The following is a 14,430-nucleotide window of genomic DNA, read 5'->3' as shown; positions in this document are numbered from 1 at the left end:
GACGCGCTGCGCCTCAGCGGACGGCCAGCAGGGTGGTGAGCAGGTCGTCCAGGCTGACCAGGCCGGCGATGCCGCCCTCCGGGCCGATGGCCAGGCCCAGATGGCTGTGGTGGGACTTCAGGATGGCGACGGCCTCGCCCACCGGGGTCCCGACCGGCATCGCCGGGACGGGATGCGCCAGCTCCCCGGCCGGCGTCGCGGCGCCCCGCGCGCGGGCCAGGTAGGCGTCGCGGACGTGCACCATGCGGGCGGCGCCCGGCCGGCCGGACCCGCGCAGCATGATCCGCGTGTGGCCGGTGCGGGCGGCCGCGTCGACGACCTCCTGCGGGGACGCCTCCGGCGGCACCGACACGATGCCGGAGACCGGGACGACCAGGCCGGCCAGCGGGGCGCGCGGCGCGTCCAGCGCGGTGGTGAGCAGCGTCAGCTCGTTCTCGTCGATCAGCCCGAGCCGCCGCGAGTCCTCCGCGATGCTGCGCAGCTGCTCCGGGGTGCGCGCCACCGCCCGGGAGTCGGCGGGCCGGACGCCCACCGCGCGCAGCAGCAGGTTCGTCGTGCCGTTCAGCGCCGCCAGGACCGGGCGGGCGACGGTCGTGAACGCGCGGAACGGCAGCCCGAGCACGGTCGCGGAGCGCTCCGGGTCGGCGATCGCCCACGACTTCGGCGCCATCTCGCCGACGACCATGTGCAGGAACGTCACCAGCGCCAGGGCCAGCACGAACGCGACCGCGTGCGCGGCCCCGCCGGGCAGCCCGGCGGAGTGGAACAGCGGGCTGAGCGCCCCCGCGAACACCGGCTCCGACACCAGGCCGAGGCCGAGGGAGCACATCGTGATGCCGAGCTGCGCGCCCGCGAGCGTCAGCGACAGCTCGTCGATCCCGGCGACGGCGGCGCCCGCGGCCCGCCCGCCGCGCGCCGCGGCGCGCTCCAGCCGCGGCCGCCGCGCCGCCACCAGCGCGAACTCGGTGGCGACGAAGAACCCGTTGCCGGCCAGCAGCGCCAGCGTGACGGGCACGCCGAGGGCGAGGTTCACCGGTCCCCCCGGGTGGTCTCGACGGTGCGGACACGGATCAGCTCCGGCACGTGCCGGTGGATCGTCAGGACCTCCACGACGGCCGTGCGGGGCGGCTCGTCCAGCCGGTCCGGCGGGATGTCCACGCTGACCACGTCGCCGGGCCGCGCGACCCGGCCGAGCAGCTTCAGCAGCAGCCCCGCCACGGTCTCGTAGTCGCCCTCCGGCAGCGCGATGCCGGTCTCGTGGGCGACCTCGTCCATCCGCAGCCCGGCGTCGGTCGTCCACCACTCGCCGGACCTGATCGCGAGCTCCTCGCCGGGCTCGTTCTCGTCGGCGATCTCCCCGACCAGCTCCTCGGCGACGTCCTCCCAGGTCACGATGCCGGCGAAGCCGCCGTACTCGTCCACCACGCAGGCCATCGGCTCGGCCGCGCCCTGCAGCCGCAGCACCACGTCCGGCAGCGGCAGCGAGGCCGGCACCAGCAGCGGCGGCCGGGCGATCGCCCCGACCGCGGTGCGCTCGGCCTCCGCCGGGCCGAGCGTGATCAGCTCCTCCAGCCCGACGACGCCGACGACGTCGTCGACGCCCGCGCCGAGCACGGGGTAGCGGGTGTGCCCGCTCGCGGAGATGATGTCGCTCAGCTCGGCCGCGTGCGCCGACGCCGGGACGGTCACCACGTCCACCCGCGGCACCATCACCTCCTCGGCGTCGCGCTCGGAGAAGGCGAGGGCGCGCTCCAGCAGGTCGACATGCCCCTCGGGCAGCTGCTCGCCGGACTCGCCGATGATGTGCCCGAGCTCCTCCAGCGTCGCGCCGTGGTGCAGCTCCTCCACCGGCTCGATGCCGAACGTGCGCACGAGCCGGTTCGCGGACGCGTCGAACAGCCTGATCAGCGGCCCCGCGACCATCAGGTACACGAGGGTGGACGCGGCGAGCGCGCGGGCCAGCGATTCCGCCCTCGCCAGCGCCAGGTTCTTGGGGAACAGCTCGCCCAGCACCATCTGGATCACGGTGGCGATGGCGAACCCGGCCGCGACCGCCACGCCGCCGGCCGCCGCGTCCGGGACCCCGCCCGCGCGCAGCAGCGGGTCCATCAGGTCGGCGAGCGCAGGCTTGGCGATGAACCCGACGACCAGCGCGGTCACCGTGATGCCGAGCTGCGCGCCGGAGAGCATGAACGACAGCCGGCCCATCACCCGCACGGCCCGCGCCGCCGCCCGGTCGCCCTCGGCCGCCCGCTGGTCGAGGGCCGGCCGGTCCGCGGTGACGAACGCGAACTCCTGCGCCACGAAGTAGCCGGTCGCGGCCGTCAGCAGCAGGACGGCCAGCAGCCCGAGCGCGCCGTTCACCCGGCCTCCCTCCGCCCGCGCCTCCCGCCGGCGCCTCCGCCTGCCCTCCGCTCAAGATCCTCCTACCCCGGCGGGACGGTGTCTCTCCCGATTCGGGGACGGTTATCGACCGCTCTGGGTGGAATGAACCCCAGCACGGCCATGACGCCGGGAGTACGGGAGTCGCCATGAACGTCGAGAACCGTCCCCGTCCGGTGTTCGATCCCGCCATCGGCGGCGACGACCGCGCGCTGCTCGCCGCGGCGCCGGAACGGCTGGTCGCGGCGTGCCTGCCGGCGCCGCCGCCACCGCGGCTGCGCGCGGCCACGGTCCTGGCGCGGCTGGTGTGGATCCCCGCGTTCGCCGTCTTCTACGGCGTCCTGCCCGGCGGCTGGCTGCGGATGTGCTTCATCGCCTCGCTGGACGACGACGAGCTGCTGGGCGGCGCGGTGCGCTGGGGGCGGCTGCCCGTCCTTGCGATGATGCTCACCCCGGCCCTGCAGGTCCTCCTGCTGCTGCTCGGCCAGCTGCCGGCCGTCGCGGTCCTCGCGGCGGTGAGCTTCGCCGGCTGGGTGATCGGCGCGCTGCGGCACGTGCGGGAGCCTGCCGCCGCCCGCGCCGCGCGCGAGCACCACGGCTCCTACCTGCTGCCCGCCGACTTCGACGGGCCCGCGGCGGGGCTGCTCGTCCGCGCCCAGGGCGCCATCGACGCGGTCCTGCGGTCGCGGGCGCACGGCGCCGGGCTGCTGGACGACATCAACAACACGGTCGTCCTGCCGCGGCAGGAATGGGCCGTCGCGGGCGCCCTCGCCGAGCACACCCGGCTGCGCCGGGAACGCCTCGCCCAGCAGCCCGAGCGGCTCTCGGCGCGGGTCCGGGCGCTGCTGGACCCGCAGGACCGCGCCCTGGAGCTGTCGGTCCGCTCGGTCACCGGGCGGATCGAGGCGCTGGAGGCGTACGCGCGCCGGGCCGGCGAGGCCGACGACGCCTACCACGAGTCGCGGGTGCTGCAGGGGCTCCCCGAGCAGAACGCCCGGTACCGCGATCTGCTGGCGAGCACCGTCGGGGACGAGCTGGCGGGCGCGGAGATCCGCGGCATGGCCGAGGACGCCCACCGGGCCGAGCTGGCGCTGCGCGCACGGGTCACGAGCGCGGTGCGCGCGGGCCGCGACCTCACCCCGCCCGGCGGGGGCCCGGCCGGCGGGCCGGGGGTCAGTTCTCGGCGAGCACGATGACGCGGTCGTCGGCCGACAGCGTCAGCGGCGCCGCCTTGTCCGGGTTGAGCACCACGCCGTAGCCGGGCGGCTCGTGGAACCGCGCGGTCAGCCGGTAGCCGAGCGCGACCTCGCCGCGCCGCCGCGCCGACTCGATCAGCGTCGCGAAGTTCGCCTCCACGGCCGGGACCAGGTAGTCGCAGGCGGGCTTGAGGTAGATCTCCGACCCGGCCGGGTCGAGCAGGTCCACGAACACGTCGTACAGGTGCCGGTTCTCGCTCAGCTGGGTCAGCATCAGGCTGATCAGCTTCTCGCTGACCACGAAGTCGTCGGCCTTGGTGACCTGCGCGATCTCCCGGTTGGCGTCGTCGTTGATCTCGCTGACGATCGCGAACGGGTCGTTCCGGGGGGCGTGCGGCGGCGTCCCTCCGGGAGGGGGCGGAGGGCCCAGCGCGTCCTCCATGTCGCGCAGGTGCAGCAGCGTGACCAGGGTGCGGGCGTCGGCGTGGTCGGGCTCGTGGCCGGCGTCCGACAGCACGATGACCTTCTGATAGGAGCCGACGTCCAGGGACTCCAGGGACGGCCGCTCGGTCGGCTCCGCCCGGATGAAGTCGATCTTGAGGTTGGCGGGCGCGGCCAGCTCCCCGGTCGGGTCCTCGCGCGGCGCGGCCACGACGAGCTCGGACGCGGGCGCGAGGAACTCGTCCAGCAGCTCGATGATCTTCGGAGCGCGGTGGTTCCAGCCGAGCATCAGGGTCCGCTCGGGCACCGGCTCCCGGACGGTGGCGGTGCCGATCGCGGCCTCCCGGACGGCCGGGCCGGAACCGCCGGCGAGACTGATCAGCAGGTCGTCCTCGGCCAGGATGATGACCTCGTCGTCGGCGCTGATCACGGTGTCCATCGGGGGGTTGAGCAGCACGGTGCCGTCCCCGCGCCGCAGCCCGGACGGGACGCCGAGGTCGTAGGCCGCCAGCGCCTCCCCGAACGGCACGCCCGTGAGGGACGGCTCGGGCCGCATGTAGAACTCGTGCCCGGCGAAGTCGAGCAGCTCGGTGCAGACCTGCGACAGGCCGGACTGGCGGTGCGACTGCACGATCAGCCGGATCGTGACGTCGTCGGCGTCGATGATGTGCGCGCGGTCGCCGCCGGCGAGCCGCGCGGCGGGCAGGTTCGCCGAGTCGTGCACGGCGGCGACGACGTGCGGGCGGTGCCGTCCCCACGTCCGGGCGCCGAGCGACAGCAGCACCTTGATGACGCGGGTGTCGGCGTCCGCCAGCTCCGGCGTGACGATGAGGATGGACCGCGCGGTGCCGGGGCTGACCAGCTCCACGTCGGCGACCTTCAGCGGGTCGCCGGTGCGGCACACGATCCGGGTGCGGCCGAGGTCGCCGACCCGGGCGCGGATCGCCTCCTCCATCTCGACCTTGTCGCGGTTCGCGAGGATCGCCACGCACGACCTGCGCTTGCTCTGGTTGGCCTCCACCAGCTCGGCGACCACGGTGAAGACCTGCTCCGACCAGCCGAGCAGCACCGTGTGGCCCTGCTCGACGATCCGCGACCGGCCCTTGCGCAGCTCGCTGATCTTCGCTTCCAGTCCGGTGGTGAGCACGCCGATCAGCGCGCTGACGATGAAGATGCCGCCGATGGTGGACAGCAGCATCAGCGCCAGGAACGGTCCCGTCCCGGTGTCGTCGCCCATCGTCCCGGGGTCCAGGGTGCGCAGCAGGCTGCGCCACACCATGCCGGGCCAGTGCCCGTTCTCCTCGCTGTCGCGCGGCGCGAGGACGACCGCCGCGGACGCCACCACGAGCACCAGCGCCACCGAGGCGAGCCCGAGCCAGCCGATGAGCGCGGGCGTCCCTTTCGACATCGTCCGGTCGAACCAGTACCGGACCCGGTCCCGTCGCCTCACAGGTGCCAACCGGTCCGCCCCCTCCGCCGTAGCCCGCCTATTACGTGTCTTACACCATTCCGGGCAATATCGACTAAAGCGATTTGCCCAGTGCGCACGCAAGGGGCCGGGGTGTGAGAATTCCACCCCGGCCCCTCGGTGCCGTGCCGGAACGCCGCCGGCCGCGGGGCCGCTAGTGCGCGGCCTCGTACTGCTCGATCACATTGGCGGGGATACGGCCCCGCTCATTGACCTTGATGCCCCGGTTCTTCGCCCACTCGCGAATCTCGGCGGAGCGCTCGCGGCTGCCCGCGGTGCGCGACCCGCGGCCGGCGCGGCCCGGGGTCTTGCGCGCCTTGCGGGCGCTCGCCACGAACGGCTCCAGGCCGTTGCGCAGCTTGGCGGCGTTCTTCTTGCTCAGGTCGATCTCGTAAGTGGTGCCATCGAGGGAAAAGCTGACGGTCTCGTCAGCCTCTCCACCGTCGATGTCGTCCACGAGAAGGACTTCGACCTTCTGTGCCATGCGGGGACTCCCTCTAGCTATGCGTCCGGCTTGGCGTCCGGATGTGCCTCGATGAATGCAGCATAGACCTCATCCGATATCTTGCCACGTTCGGAGACTTCGATGTCCTGACGCAATGCCCACTCGCGGACATCGCCGTTCGTGTAGCCCTTGATCTTCGCGACGCGGGACTTGCGGCCCTTCCCCGCGGGCTTCACCTCCGCGGCCTTCTCGATGAAGGGCGCGAGCGCGTCCAGCATCTCGTTCAGCCGCTTGTAGTTGTCATCGCTCAAGTCGATCGTGAACGTCCGACCCAAGACTTCGAAGTCTCGCTTTACGACATCGTCCCCTTCGGAGCCGTCGATGTCGTCCACGCGAATGACCTTCTCGGCCATGTGCTCTGTGTCTTCCTTCCCCTCGCCTACGCGGCGTCCCCGACCGTAGCGGATTCCGGGGGCTCACGAGGAAGGACGCGACCCCGGGGTCAGCCGCCGTGGCGCTTGATCCAGGTGTGCAGGAGCAGCATCATCTCCAGCCGGATCTCCGGGTCCTCGATGTCGAAGCCGAACATGTCGTGCAGCTGCGCCAGCCGGTAGCGGACGGTCTGCGGGTGCACGCACAGGACCTCGGCGGCGCCGGTGGCGTTGAAGCCGTGCTTCATGCACTCCAGCAGGGTCACGGCGAGCCGCAGGCCCTGCCGCGGCCCCGCCTCGTCCAGCGGCGCGAGCCGCCGGGACGCCACGATCGCGGCGAGCGTCCCGCCCTCGCGCAGCAGCAGGTCCGGCAGGTGCTCCTCGGCCCGGACGAGCACGCCGCCGCGCCGCGCCCCCCGGCCGGCCGGCGCGGCGGGCGCGAGGTCGAGCGCGCGCCGCGCCCACAGCAGCGACGTCCCGGCCTCCTCCACCGGCACCGACGGGCCGATGGCGCCGGTCCAGCCGGCGAGCGTCGCGGTCAGCTCGTCGATCCGCCCCGGGCCGTCCGGATCGGGCATGACCAGGCAGGGACGGCCGTGGTCCAGGCCCGTCAGCAGGGACGGCGGCAGTCCGGCCGGGCCCTCGCCGCCGCTGCCCGGCCGCGGCCGCAGCACGATCACCGCGAGCCGCCGCGGCAGCGGCCAGCCGGCCCGGGCGGACTGCTCGCGGGCGACCTCGGGCGGCGCCGGCGGGTCCGACAGCAGCAGCGCCAGCAGCCGGCCGCGGCGCTGCTCGCGCTCCCCGGCCGCCTTCTCCCTGGCCCGCGCGTAGCCGTGCGCCGCCGCGGACGCCAGCGCGTCCAGGTAGGCGAAGTTCGCCTCGGCGAGGACGCTGATCAGCGCCCGGGGCCGGCCGAGCCGCTCGGCCTCGACCGCGAGGTGCCGCCAGGCGATCCGCGACCCGACGCGCATCGCGTTCTGCAGGTGCTCCAGGCTGCGGCCCTCGACGGCCTCGCCGTAGCCGACGTCGAAGAAGACCTGGTACACCTCCTTCCACGAGGCGTCTGGGTCGGCGATCATCTGCACGAAGTGCTCCATCGCGTGCGCGACCGCGGCCTCGGCCACCCGCCAGTAGGCCGCGTCGCCCGGCCGGTCGTACTCGGGGACGTGCCGCAGCACGCCCTTCACCATCACGCCGAGCAGGTCCGGCAGGCGGGGGCGCATCCAGCGCGCCTCCTCCGCCGGGACGTCCCGCCACGGCTCCTCCGTCAGGCCTTCCAGGACCTGTGATGCGGAATGCGCGTCCTCGTACGCAGCGGTCACGGTGCCACCTCCGATCGCCCGATCCGAAAACGCCGTTTCCGGGCGGCTAGGCGTCCGGTCGTATCAATTTAGGCAGAGCGCGTGATCCGCGACACTCAGCTGCCCTCACCACGCGGCCCTGCGTTTGTCAGCGCGCTGACAAGCGCGGGGCCGCAAGGCGAGGGCGCCGCCGCGGAACGGGTGCCCCGGACCGAACTCAAGTTCCGGTCAAACAGCGCATGCCGCTCGGGCCGGGGGGTAGCCGCCCGGAAACGCCCATTCATCGTCGAGGGAGCTGGACCATGGCCGACGCCGCCGGACGCGAGGATCCGAAACAGGAGCAAATGGCCCAGCGGCGGGTGAGCCCTGAGGGGACGGAGCTCACCACCGATCACGGGCTCCGGATCGATGACACGGACAACGCGCTTTCCGCGGGCGAGCGCGGCCCGTCCCTGCTGGAGGACTTCCACCTTCGCGAGAAGATCACGCATTTCGACCACGAGCGGATCCCGGAACGGGTCGTGCACGCGCGCGGCTCGGGCGCGTACGGCCATTTCACGCTGCACGAGTCGCTCGCCGAGTACACCACCGCCGAGTTCCTCACCGACACTTCGCTGTCGACGCCGGTGTTCGTGCGGTTCTCCACCGTCGCCGGGTCGCGCGGCTCGGCCGACACCGTCCGGGACGTCCGCGGCTTCGCGACGAAGTTCTACACGCGGCAGGGCAACTTCGACCTCGTCGGCAACAACATGCCGGTGTTCTTCATCCAGGACGGCATCAAGTTCCCCGACTTCGTGCACGCGGTGAAACCGGAGCCGATGAACGAGATACCGCAGGCGCAGTCGGCGCACGACACGCTGTGGGACTTCGTCCAGCTCCAGCCCGAGACCATGCACATGATGATGTGGCTGATGTCGGACCGGGCGATCCCGCGCAGCTACGCGATGATGCAGGGATTCGGCGTCCACACGTTCCGGCTCGTCAACGCGGAGGGCCGCGGAACGTTCGTGAAGTTCCACTGGAGACCGAAGCTCGGCACCCATTCGCTCGCCTGGGACGAGACTCAGAAGATCGGCGGCAAGGACCCCGACTTCAACCGGCGCGACCTGTGGGACCGGATCAGCGACGGGGACTTCCCCGAGTACGAGTTCGGGGTCCAGCTGGTGCCGGAGGAGGACGAGCACAAGTTCGGGTTCGACCTGCTCGACGCGACCAAGCTCATCCCGGAGGAGGAGGTCCCGGTGCGGCCGGTCGGCACGATGGTGCTGGACCGCAACCCGGAGAACTTCTTCGCCGAGACCGAGCAGGTCGCCTTCCACATCGGCAACGTCGTGCCCGGCATCGACTTCACCGACGACCCGCTGCTGCAGGGGCGGCTGTTCTCCTACCTGGACACGCAGCTGATCCGGCTGGGCGGGCCGAACTTCCCGCAGATCCCGGTCAACCGGCCGATCGCGCCGGTGCGCAACCACCACCGCGACGGCTACCACCAGATGGACGTCCACCCGGCGCAGGCGAGCTACCACAAGAACTCGCTGTCGGGCGGCTGCCCGGCGGTCGGCGGCGCCGGCTCGTTCAGGCACTACCGGGAGCGGGTGGACGGCGACAAGATCCGCAAGCGGAGCGAGAGCTTCGCCGACCACTACTCCCAGGCCACGCTGTTCTGGAACAGCATGGCGGACTGGGAGAAGGAGCACATCGTCGGCGCGTTCCGGTTCGAGCTCGGCAAGTGCGATCACATGCGCATCCGGCGGGGCGTCGTCGAGCACCTCGACCACGTCGACCACGACCTCGCCGTCCGGGTCGCCGAGGGCATCGGCGTGGAGCCGCCGCAGGGGCCGGTGACCGCCAACCACGGGCGGACCTCGCCCGCGCTCAGCCAGGCGAACTCGCCGGCGGACTCCGTGCAGGGCCGCAAGATCGCGATCCTGGTCGCGGACGGCGTCGACTCGGGCGCCGTCGCGGCGGTCGCGGACGCGCTCACCGGCGCGGGCGCGGTCTGCGACATCCTCGCCGCCGCGGACGGCGTCGTCCAGTCCGAGGACGGCGGCCGGGTCGAGGTCACCCGGGCCATGCCGACCGTGGCGTCCGTCCTCTACGACGCCGTCTTCGTGCCGGGCGGCGAGGAGAGCGTGCGGACGCTCGCGCAGGACGGCGACGCCGTGCACTTCGTCGCCGAGGCGTTCGTCCACTGCAAGGCGATCGGGGCACTCGACGCAGGCATCGGCCTGCTGGAGCGCGCCGGGATCACCGCCGTGGAGTTCGCCGACGGGAACACGGTCAGCGACAGCGGCGTCGTCACCGGCGAGGGGCCCTCCGCGGAGTTCCCCGCCGAGCTGATCGAGGCGGTGAAGGCGCACCGGCACTGGACGCGGGACAAGGCGCACGTGCCCGCCTGACGGCGCACGGGCGGCCCGCCGGGAAGCGGGACGGATCGGGGGACGGACCGGGCCCCGCCCGCCTGGCCGCATTCTGCCAATTATTTGTGGGCAACCTCACAGCCTCGGATGTATCCGTCCTGATTTGAACGATCTTTTGAAAATATATCTTGTGCGACCGGTGCGGTAAAAAGCTGCTGAGCGTCCGGCGAAACGCGCTGCTGTCAATCCGCATTGTGGGCGGATGACGTGCGCGGTCTGCCCCGCCGGCCGCCGGGCCGCCCCCTGCAAGCGGACGCTGACATGCGGTTTCCAGGCCGGACGACCTTGCACGCTGCGTGCCCGGGGGACGCCGCACTGCCGGACTGGGCAGCCCGGCCAGGCCCGGACTGCCCAGGGGTGCAGTTCAGCCATGCGCATTTCTGTAGCAAGATGACGGCCGTCCGCTCGGCTTATCCGCCCTTCCGAGAAGGGCCTCCGGTGTCGTTTTCGGTAGGTGGGCCGAGGAGCCCGGGGCCGGTAATTGGAGGGAGCGCGCATGACCGCGTCCGTTATCGAGCGATTCCGCGAGCTGGTGGTCGACGAGTCGGATTCCTTCTACTTCGACCACCCGCTCGACCATGTGCCGGGCATGCTGCTGTTCAGCGGCCTGCTGGAGCTCACCGCCCGCGCCGACGGGCTGCGGGCGCGCGGGCGGCGGCCGGGGCGGGTCGTCGCCGGTCTCGACTTCACCCGGTTCTGCGAGCTGGACCGGGGCACGACGCTGGCCTGCCGCCCCGTCCCCGGCCGGAACCGCGCCTGGACGGTCGCCGCGCGGCAGTCCGGCCGGGAGGTGTGCGGCGGGTCCATCGCGTTCGCCGACGCGGACCCGGCGGACCCGGGCGACCCGCCCGCGACGCCGGCCCCCGCGCGGCGGGCCCCGGCCCGGCTCGTGCACCGGCGCCGCCCCGAGAACATCCTGGTCGGCGAGCCGGTGCGGCGCGGCCGCGGGCTGGTCGAGTCCGAGGTCCTGCAGCCGGCCGGCGCGCGTCCCGCGTTCCGCGGCCCCGTGGAGATCGTGGAGGCGGGCCGGCAGTTCGCGACGATGCTGGAGCACGAGGAGCACGGCCGCCCGCTGGACGCGACGCTGCTGTGGGTGATGCTGCGGCTGGACCTCCCGTACCGGGTCGGCCGCGACGTCCCGCTCAAGCTGCGCTGGCCGGTCGCCCGCGCCTCCGGGCGCCGGTCCCGCTGCGCGGCCAGGCTGGCGGACGCCTCCACCGGCGCCGACCTCGGGTCGCTCACCTACGAGGCGTACGCGGTGGACCCGGAGCAGTACGCCCGCACGCGGGCGCGGTGACCCCGATGGGATTCGTGACCTTCGCGCCGCGCCTGCTGTTCGCTGCGGGCGCGGGGGTGCTGAGCTGCGGGATCGTCCTGCACGCGGGGCGGGGCGACGCGCCGGGGACGGCCGCGGCGGGGCTGCTGGCGGCCTACCTCGGCTGGCTGCTGCTGGAGGTCCCGGTGACCTTCCGGCGCTCCGCCGCCCCGCCCGCCGACACCCGGACCCTCGTGCCGTACGCGCTGGCCCGCCTCCTGCTCGTCGCCGGCGCGTCGCTGCGCCCGGTGCCCTGGGACCGCTGGACGCCGTGGCTGCTCGTCCCCGCCGCCGTGTTCGCGGCCGGGGTGGCGCTGCGGCAGGCCGCGATCCGCGCGCTCGGCCGGCTCTACTCGCACCACGTGGTGCGGCAGGACGGCCACCGGGTCGTCACGGACGGGCCGTACGGGATCGTCCGGCATCCGGCGTACGCGGGGATGCTGCTCGCCAACGTCGGCTTCACGGCGTTCTTCCCCGGCCCGGTGACCGGGGCGGCGCTGGTCCTGCTGATCGGCGCCGTGGTGCGCCGGATCCGGGTGGAGGAGCGGGCGCTCGACCGTGTCCAGGGCTATGCGCGGTACGCCGCCGGGAGGCCGCGCGTGCTGCCGGGAGTGTGGTGACGATGAGCGAGATCGGGCACAAGTTCGCGCGGCTGGAGGCGCTGCGCGCGGCGGGGTTCCCCGTGCCGGGCTTCTTCTGCCTGCCGGCGGGCGAGTTCGACCGGGCGCTCGGCGCGCTGCGGCTCCCGCCCGTCCCGCCGGCGCCGGCCGTGGACTGGTGCGCCTCGGCGGCCTCGGCGCTGGCCAAGACCCTCCCGGACGGTGACCTCGCCGCCGGGCTGCTGGACGCCTTCGACGAGCGCATCGGCGAGGGCGGCATGGCGGCCGTGCGCGGCTGCGTCGTGCCGGGCCCGGGCGGCGGGGGAGAGGACTCCGCGGACGACCCGTTCGCCGGGATGAGCGACAGCTTCCTGTACGTCCGGCGGGACGGGCTGCTGGAGGCGGTGGCGCGCTGCTGGGCGTCGGCGTTCAAGGCCGAGGCCGTCCGCTACCGGGTGCACAGGGGCGTCGATCCGGCGAGCGCCAGGGTCGCCGTGGGCGTCCAGCGCATGGTGCCGGGGACGCGCTCGTTCGTCGCGTTCACCCGCGATCCCCGTGACGGGACGCGGCACCACATCATCGCCGCCGCGTACGGGATCGGTGAGGGCGTCGTCCAGGAGAAGGCCGACATCGACCATTTCTTCGTCGACCCGGTGACGGGCACCGTCCGGACCGAGGTCGTGTCCAAGCGGCGCATGGTCGGGCCGCCCGCCGACGGCGAGACGGATCCGCGAGTGGTCGAGGTACCGGAGGAGCTCAGGGTCGCCCCCGTGCTGACCGACGAGGAGGCGCAGCAGGTGGCCGGCCTCGCCGCCCGCGTGGAAGACCACTTCGGCTGCCCGCAGGACATCGAGGGGACGTTCACCCCCGACGGCGCCGTCCACCTCGTCCAGGCACGGCCGCTCGCGAAGAGCGCGCGGGACGACGGCCCCCGCGTCCACTGGGGCGACCACAACATCACCGAGAGCTTCCCGGGGGTCTCGGGCGCGCTCACCTACTCCCAGGCGCGCATGTTCTACGAGCTGGCCTTCACCGACCTGTACCGGCGGATGGGCGTGCCCGCGCGGCGGCTCCGCGCGAACGCGCACCGGCTGCCGCGCATGGTCGGGCACCTCGACGGCCGCGTCCACTACCGGCTGGACGACTGGCAGGAGCTGCACGGGCAGCTGCCCGTGTTCGACCTGATCCGCGCCGGATGGGAGGACGCCATGGGCATCACCGGCGAGGTGCGCATGCCGCGTGCGCGGTCGCGGGTCCGGGCCGCCGCCGCCCTCCCCGCGACCGCGTGGCGCGCGGCCGGGCACCGCCGCGCGACCGTGCGGTTCCTGCGCTGGTGGGACGGCGTGATGGCGGACGTCCACGACCCGGCGGCCCGCCCGCTCGCCGAGCGGCCCCCGGACGAGCTGATCGCCCTGTACCGGCGGGTGTGGGCGGAGGCGTCGGCGCGCTGGGGCGTCACGCTCGCGAACGGCGTCTACGGACTCCTCGTCATGCGCGCCGGGACGGCACTGCTGCGCCGCTGGGCGGACGCCGGGCCCGAACTGCTCGTCGGGCTGCTGTGCGGGGGCCGCGAGAACCGCTCGCTCGCCGCCGCGCGCGCCGCCATCGCCCTCGCCGAGCGCGCCGCGCAGAGCCCGGACCTGAAGGCCGGGCTCCTCGCCGCCGACCCGGCCGACGAGGAGAGCCTGCGCGCCGTGTGGGACGGCATCGCGACCGGCCGGCACGGCTCGCACGTGGCCGCCGAGGCCCGCGCCTACCTGCGCCGCTACGGCGACCGCGCCGTGCACGACCTCAAGCTCGAAGCGCCGACGCCCCGGCAGCGGCCCTGGATGCTCGCCGGGACGCTCGCGCCGTTCGTCCGGCAGGGCGCCACCGTCGCCGGCAACCGCGCCGACGAGGCGCGCGCGGCGGCCGGCGCCCGGCGGCGGCTCCGGTCGGCCTGCCGCGACCCGGCCCGCCGCGCCGTCCTGCACGTGCTGCTGGCCATGATGCGCTGGCTCGTCCGGACGCGCGAGGACACCCGGTTCTGCCGCACCCAGCTGTTCGGGCTGTCCCGCACGGTCCTGTGGCGGCTCGGCGCCGACCTCGCCGAGGCGGGCGCGCTCGACGACCCGATGGACGTCCTCGACCTCACCGTGGAGGAGGCCATCGGCGCGTTCGACGGCACCCTGCCCGGCTCCGGCCCGTGCGGGCTGCGCGGCATCGTGGCGGTGCGGCGCGCCGAACGCGACCGCCACCGGGACGCGCCGCCCCCGCCCGCGCTGCTGTCGCTCCCCGCCGGGCGCCCGGTCGCCGCGGCCCTCGCCCGCGCCCGCCCCGCCGGCGACCCCGGACGCCGGGACGGCGATCCCATGCGCTCGGACGGCGATCCCATGCGCTCGGACAGCGATCCCATGCGCTCGGACAGCGATCCCATGCGCTCGGACAGCGAC

General features: G+C 73.9%; 11 protein-coding genes. 5 read left to right on the top strand and 6 right to left on the bottom strand.

What is annotated here, in order from left to right:
- Window positions 1-13: 13 nt before the first annotated feature.
- Together AL2_RS06400 and AL2_RS06395 are read right to left on the bottom strand one after the other, a co-directional pair.
- Window positions 14-1,033 carry a hemolysin family protein gene (locus AL2_RS06400; protein ID WP_067630804.1) on the bottom strand — a complete coding sequence of 340 codons (1,020 nt, stop codon included), beginning with the start codon at window positions 1,031-1,033 and terminating at the stop codon, window positions 14-16.
- Window positions 1,030-2,364: a hemolysin family protein gene (locus tag AL2_RS06395; RefSeq protein WP_067630802.1), complete on the bottom strand. Its 1,335-nt coding sequence runs from the start codon at window positions 2,362-2,364 to the stop codon at window positions 1,030-1,032. The genes AL2_RS06400 and AL2_RS06395 overlap by 4 nt, the downstream gene beginning before the upstream one ends.
- Before the next feature lie 167 nt (window positions 2,365-2,531).
- On the opposite strand from AL2_RS06395, the gene AL2_RS06390 reads away from it, so the two are divergent.
- Complete coding sequence (locus AL2_RS06390; RefSeq protein WP_067630800.1) at window positions 2,532-3,578, top strand: hypothetical protein; 1,047 nt, start codon at window positions 2,532-2,534, stop codon at window positions 3,576-3,578.
- Here AL2_RS06390 and AL2_RS06385 read toward each other — a convergent pair.
- The 4 genes from AL2_RS06385 to AL2_RS06370 all read right to left on the bottom strand — a co-directional run bounded on the left by AL2_RS06385 (window position 3,556) and on the right by AL2_RS06370 (window position 7,685).
- A complete protein-coding gene (locus AL2_RS06385; RefSeq protein WP_439951356.1) occupies window positions 3,556-5,478 on the bottom strand; it encodes a CASTOR/POLLUX-related putative ion channel in 1,923 nt (640 codons plus the stop codon). The genes AL2_RS06390 and AL2_RS06385 overlap by 23 nt on opposite strands.
- 163 nt (window positions 5,479-5,641) lie before the next feature.
- Window positions 5,642-5,971: a histone-like nucleoid-structuring protein Lsr2 gene (locus tag AL2_RS06380; protein ID WP_067630798.1), complete on the bottom strand. Its 330-nt coding sequence runs from the start codon at window positions 5,969-5,971 to the stop codon at window positions 5,642-5,644.
- Window positions 5,972-5,988: 17 nt separating this feature from the next.
- Window positions 5,989-6,345: a histone-like nucleoid-structuring protein Lsr2 gene (locus AL2_RS06375; protein ID WP_067630795.1), complete on the bottom strand. Its 357-nt coding sequence runs from the start codon at window positions 6,343-6,345 to the stop codon at window positions 5,989-5,991.
- 89 nt (window positions 6,346-6,434) lie between these two features.
- Window positions 6,435-7,685 carry a PucR family transcriptional regulator gene (locus tag AL2_RS06370; protein WP_245666400.1) on the bottom strand — a complete coding sequence of 417 codons (1,251 nt, stop codon included), beginning with the start codon at window positions 7,683-7,685 and terminating at the stop codon, window positions 6,435-6,437.
- A 281-nt stretch (window positions 7,686-7,966) separates the two neighbouring features.
- Between AL2_RS06370 and AL2_RS06365 the strand changes: the two genes are divergently transcribed.
- From AL2_RS06365 to AL2_RS06350, 4 genes are all read left to right on the top strand, one after another.
- Complete coding sequence (locus tag AL2_RS06365; protein ID WP_083946106.1) at window positions 7,967-10,063, top strand: catalase; 2,097 nt, start codon at window positions 7,967-7,969, stop codon at window positions 10,061-10,063.
- A gap of 517 nt (window positions 10,064-10,580) precedes the next feature.
- Window positions 10,581-11,381, top strand: a complete 801-nt coding sequence (locus AL2_RS06360; RefSeq protein ID WP_067630792.1) for an AfsA-related hotdog domain-containing protein — start codon at window positions 10,581-10,583, stop codon at window positions 11,379-11,381.
- Between the two features lie 5 nt (window positions 11,382-11,386).
- Window positions 11,387-12,019 carry a methyltransferase family protein gene (locus AL2_RS06355; RefSeq protein ID WP_157438040.1) on the top strand — a complete coding sequence of 211 codons (633 nt, stop codon included), beginning with the start codon at window positions 11,387-11,389 and terminating at the stop codon, window positions 12,017-12,019.
- 2 nt (window positions 12,020-12,021) lie between these two features.
- Window positions 12,022-14,430 (top strand): PEP/pyruvate-binding domain-containing protein (locus tag AL2_RS06350; protein ID WP_067630788.1); only part of this gene is annotated, 2,409 nt, incomplete at its 3' end.

This window comes from Actinomadura latina NBRC 106108, assembly GCF_001552195.1.
Lineage (GTDB): Bacteria > Actinomycetota > Actinomycetes > Streptosporangiales > Streptosporangiaceae > Spirillospora > Spirillospora latina.
Note: the sequence above shows the minus strand (reverse complement) of the source record. Positions and strands in the feature narration are given on the sequence as shown.

What these genes read in the sequence shown, in the direction of transcription:
- AL2_RS06390 (WP_067630800.1), top strand. Translation starts at nt 2,532, where the DNA reads ATGAACGTCGAGAACCGTCCCCGTCCGGTGTTCGATCCCGCCATCGGC.
- AL2_RS06380 (WP_067630798.1), bottom strand. Translation starts at nt 5,971, where the DNA reads ATGGCACAGAAGGTCGAAGTCCTTCTCGTGGACGACATCGACGGTGGA.
- AL2_RS06375 (WP_067630795.1), bottom strand. Translation starts at nt 6,345, where the DNA reads ATGGCCGAGAAGGTCATTCGCGTGGACGACATCGACGGCTCCGAAGGG.
- AL2_RS06365 (WP_083946106.1), top strand. Translation starts at nt 7,967, where the DNA reads ATGGCCGACGCCGCCGGACGCGAGGATCCGAAACAGGAGCAAATGGCC.
- AL2_RS06360 (WP_067630792.1), top strand. Translation starts at nt 10,581, where the DNA reads ATGACCGCGTCCGTTATCGAGCGATTCCGCGAGCTGGTGGTCGACGAG.
- AL2_RS06355 (WP_157438040.1), top strand. Translation starts at nt 11,387, where the DNA reads ATGGGATTCGTGACCTTCGCGCCGCGCCTGCTGTTCGCTGCGGGCGCG.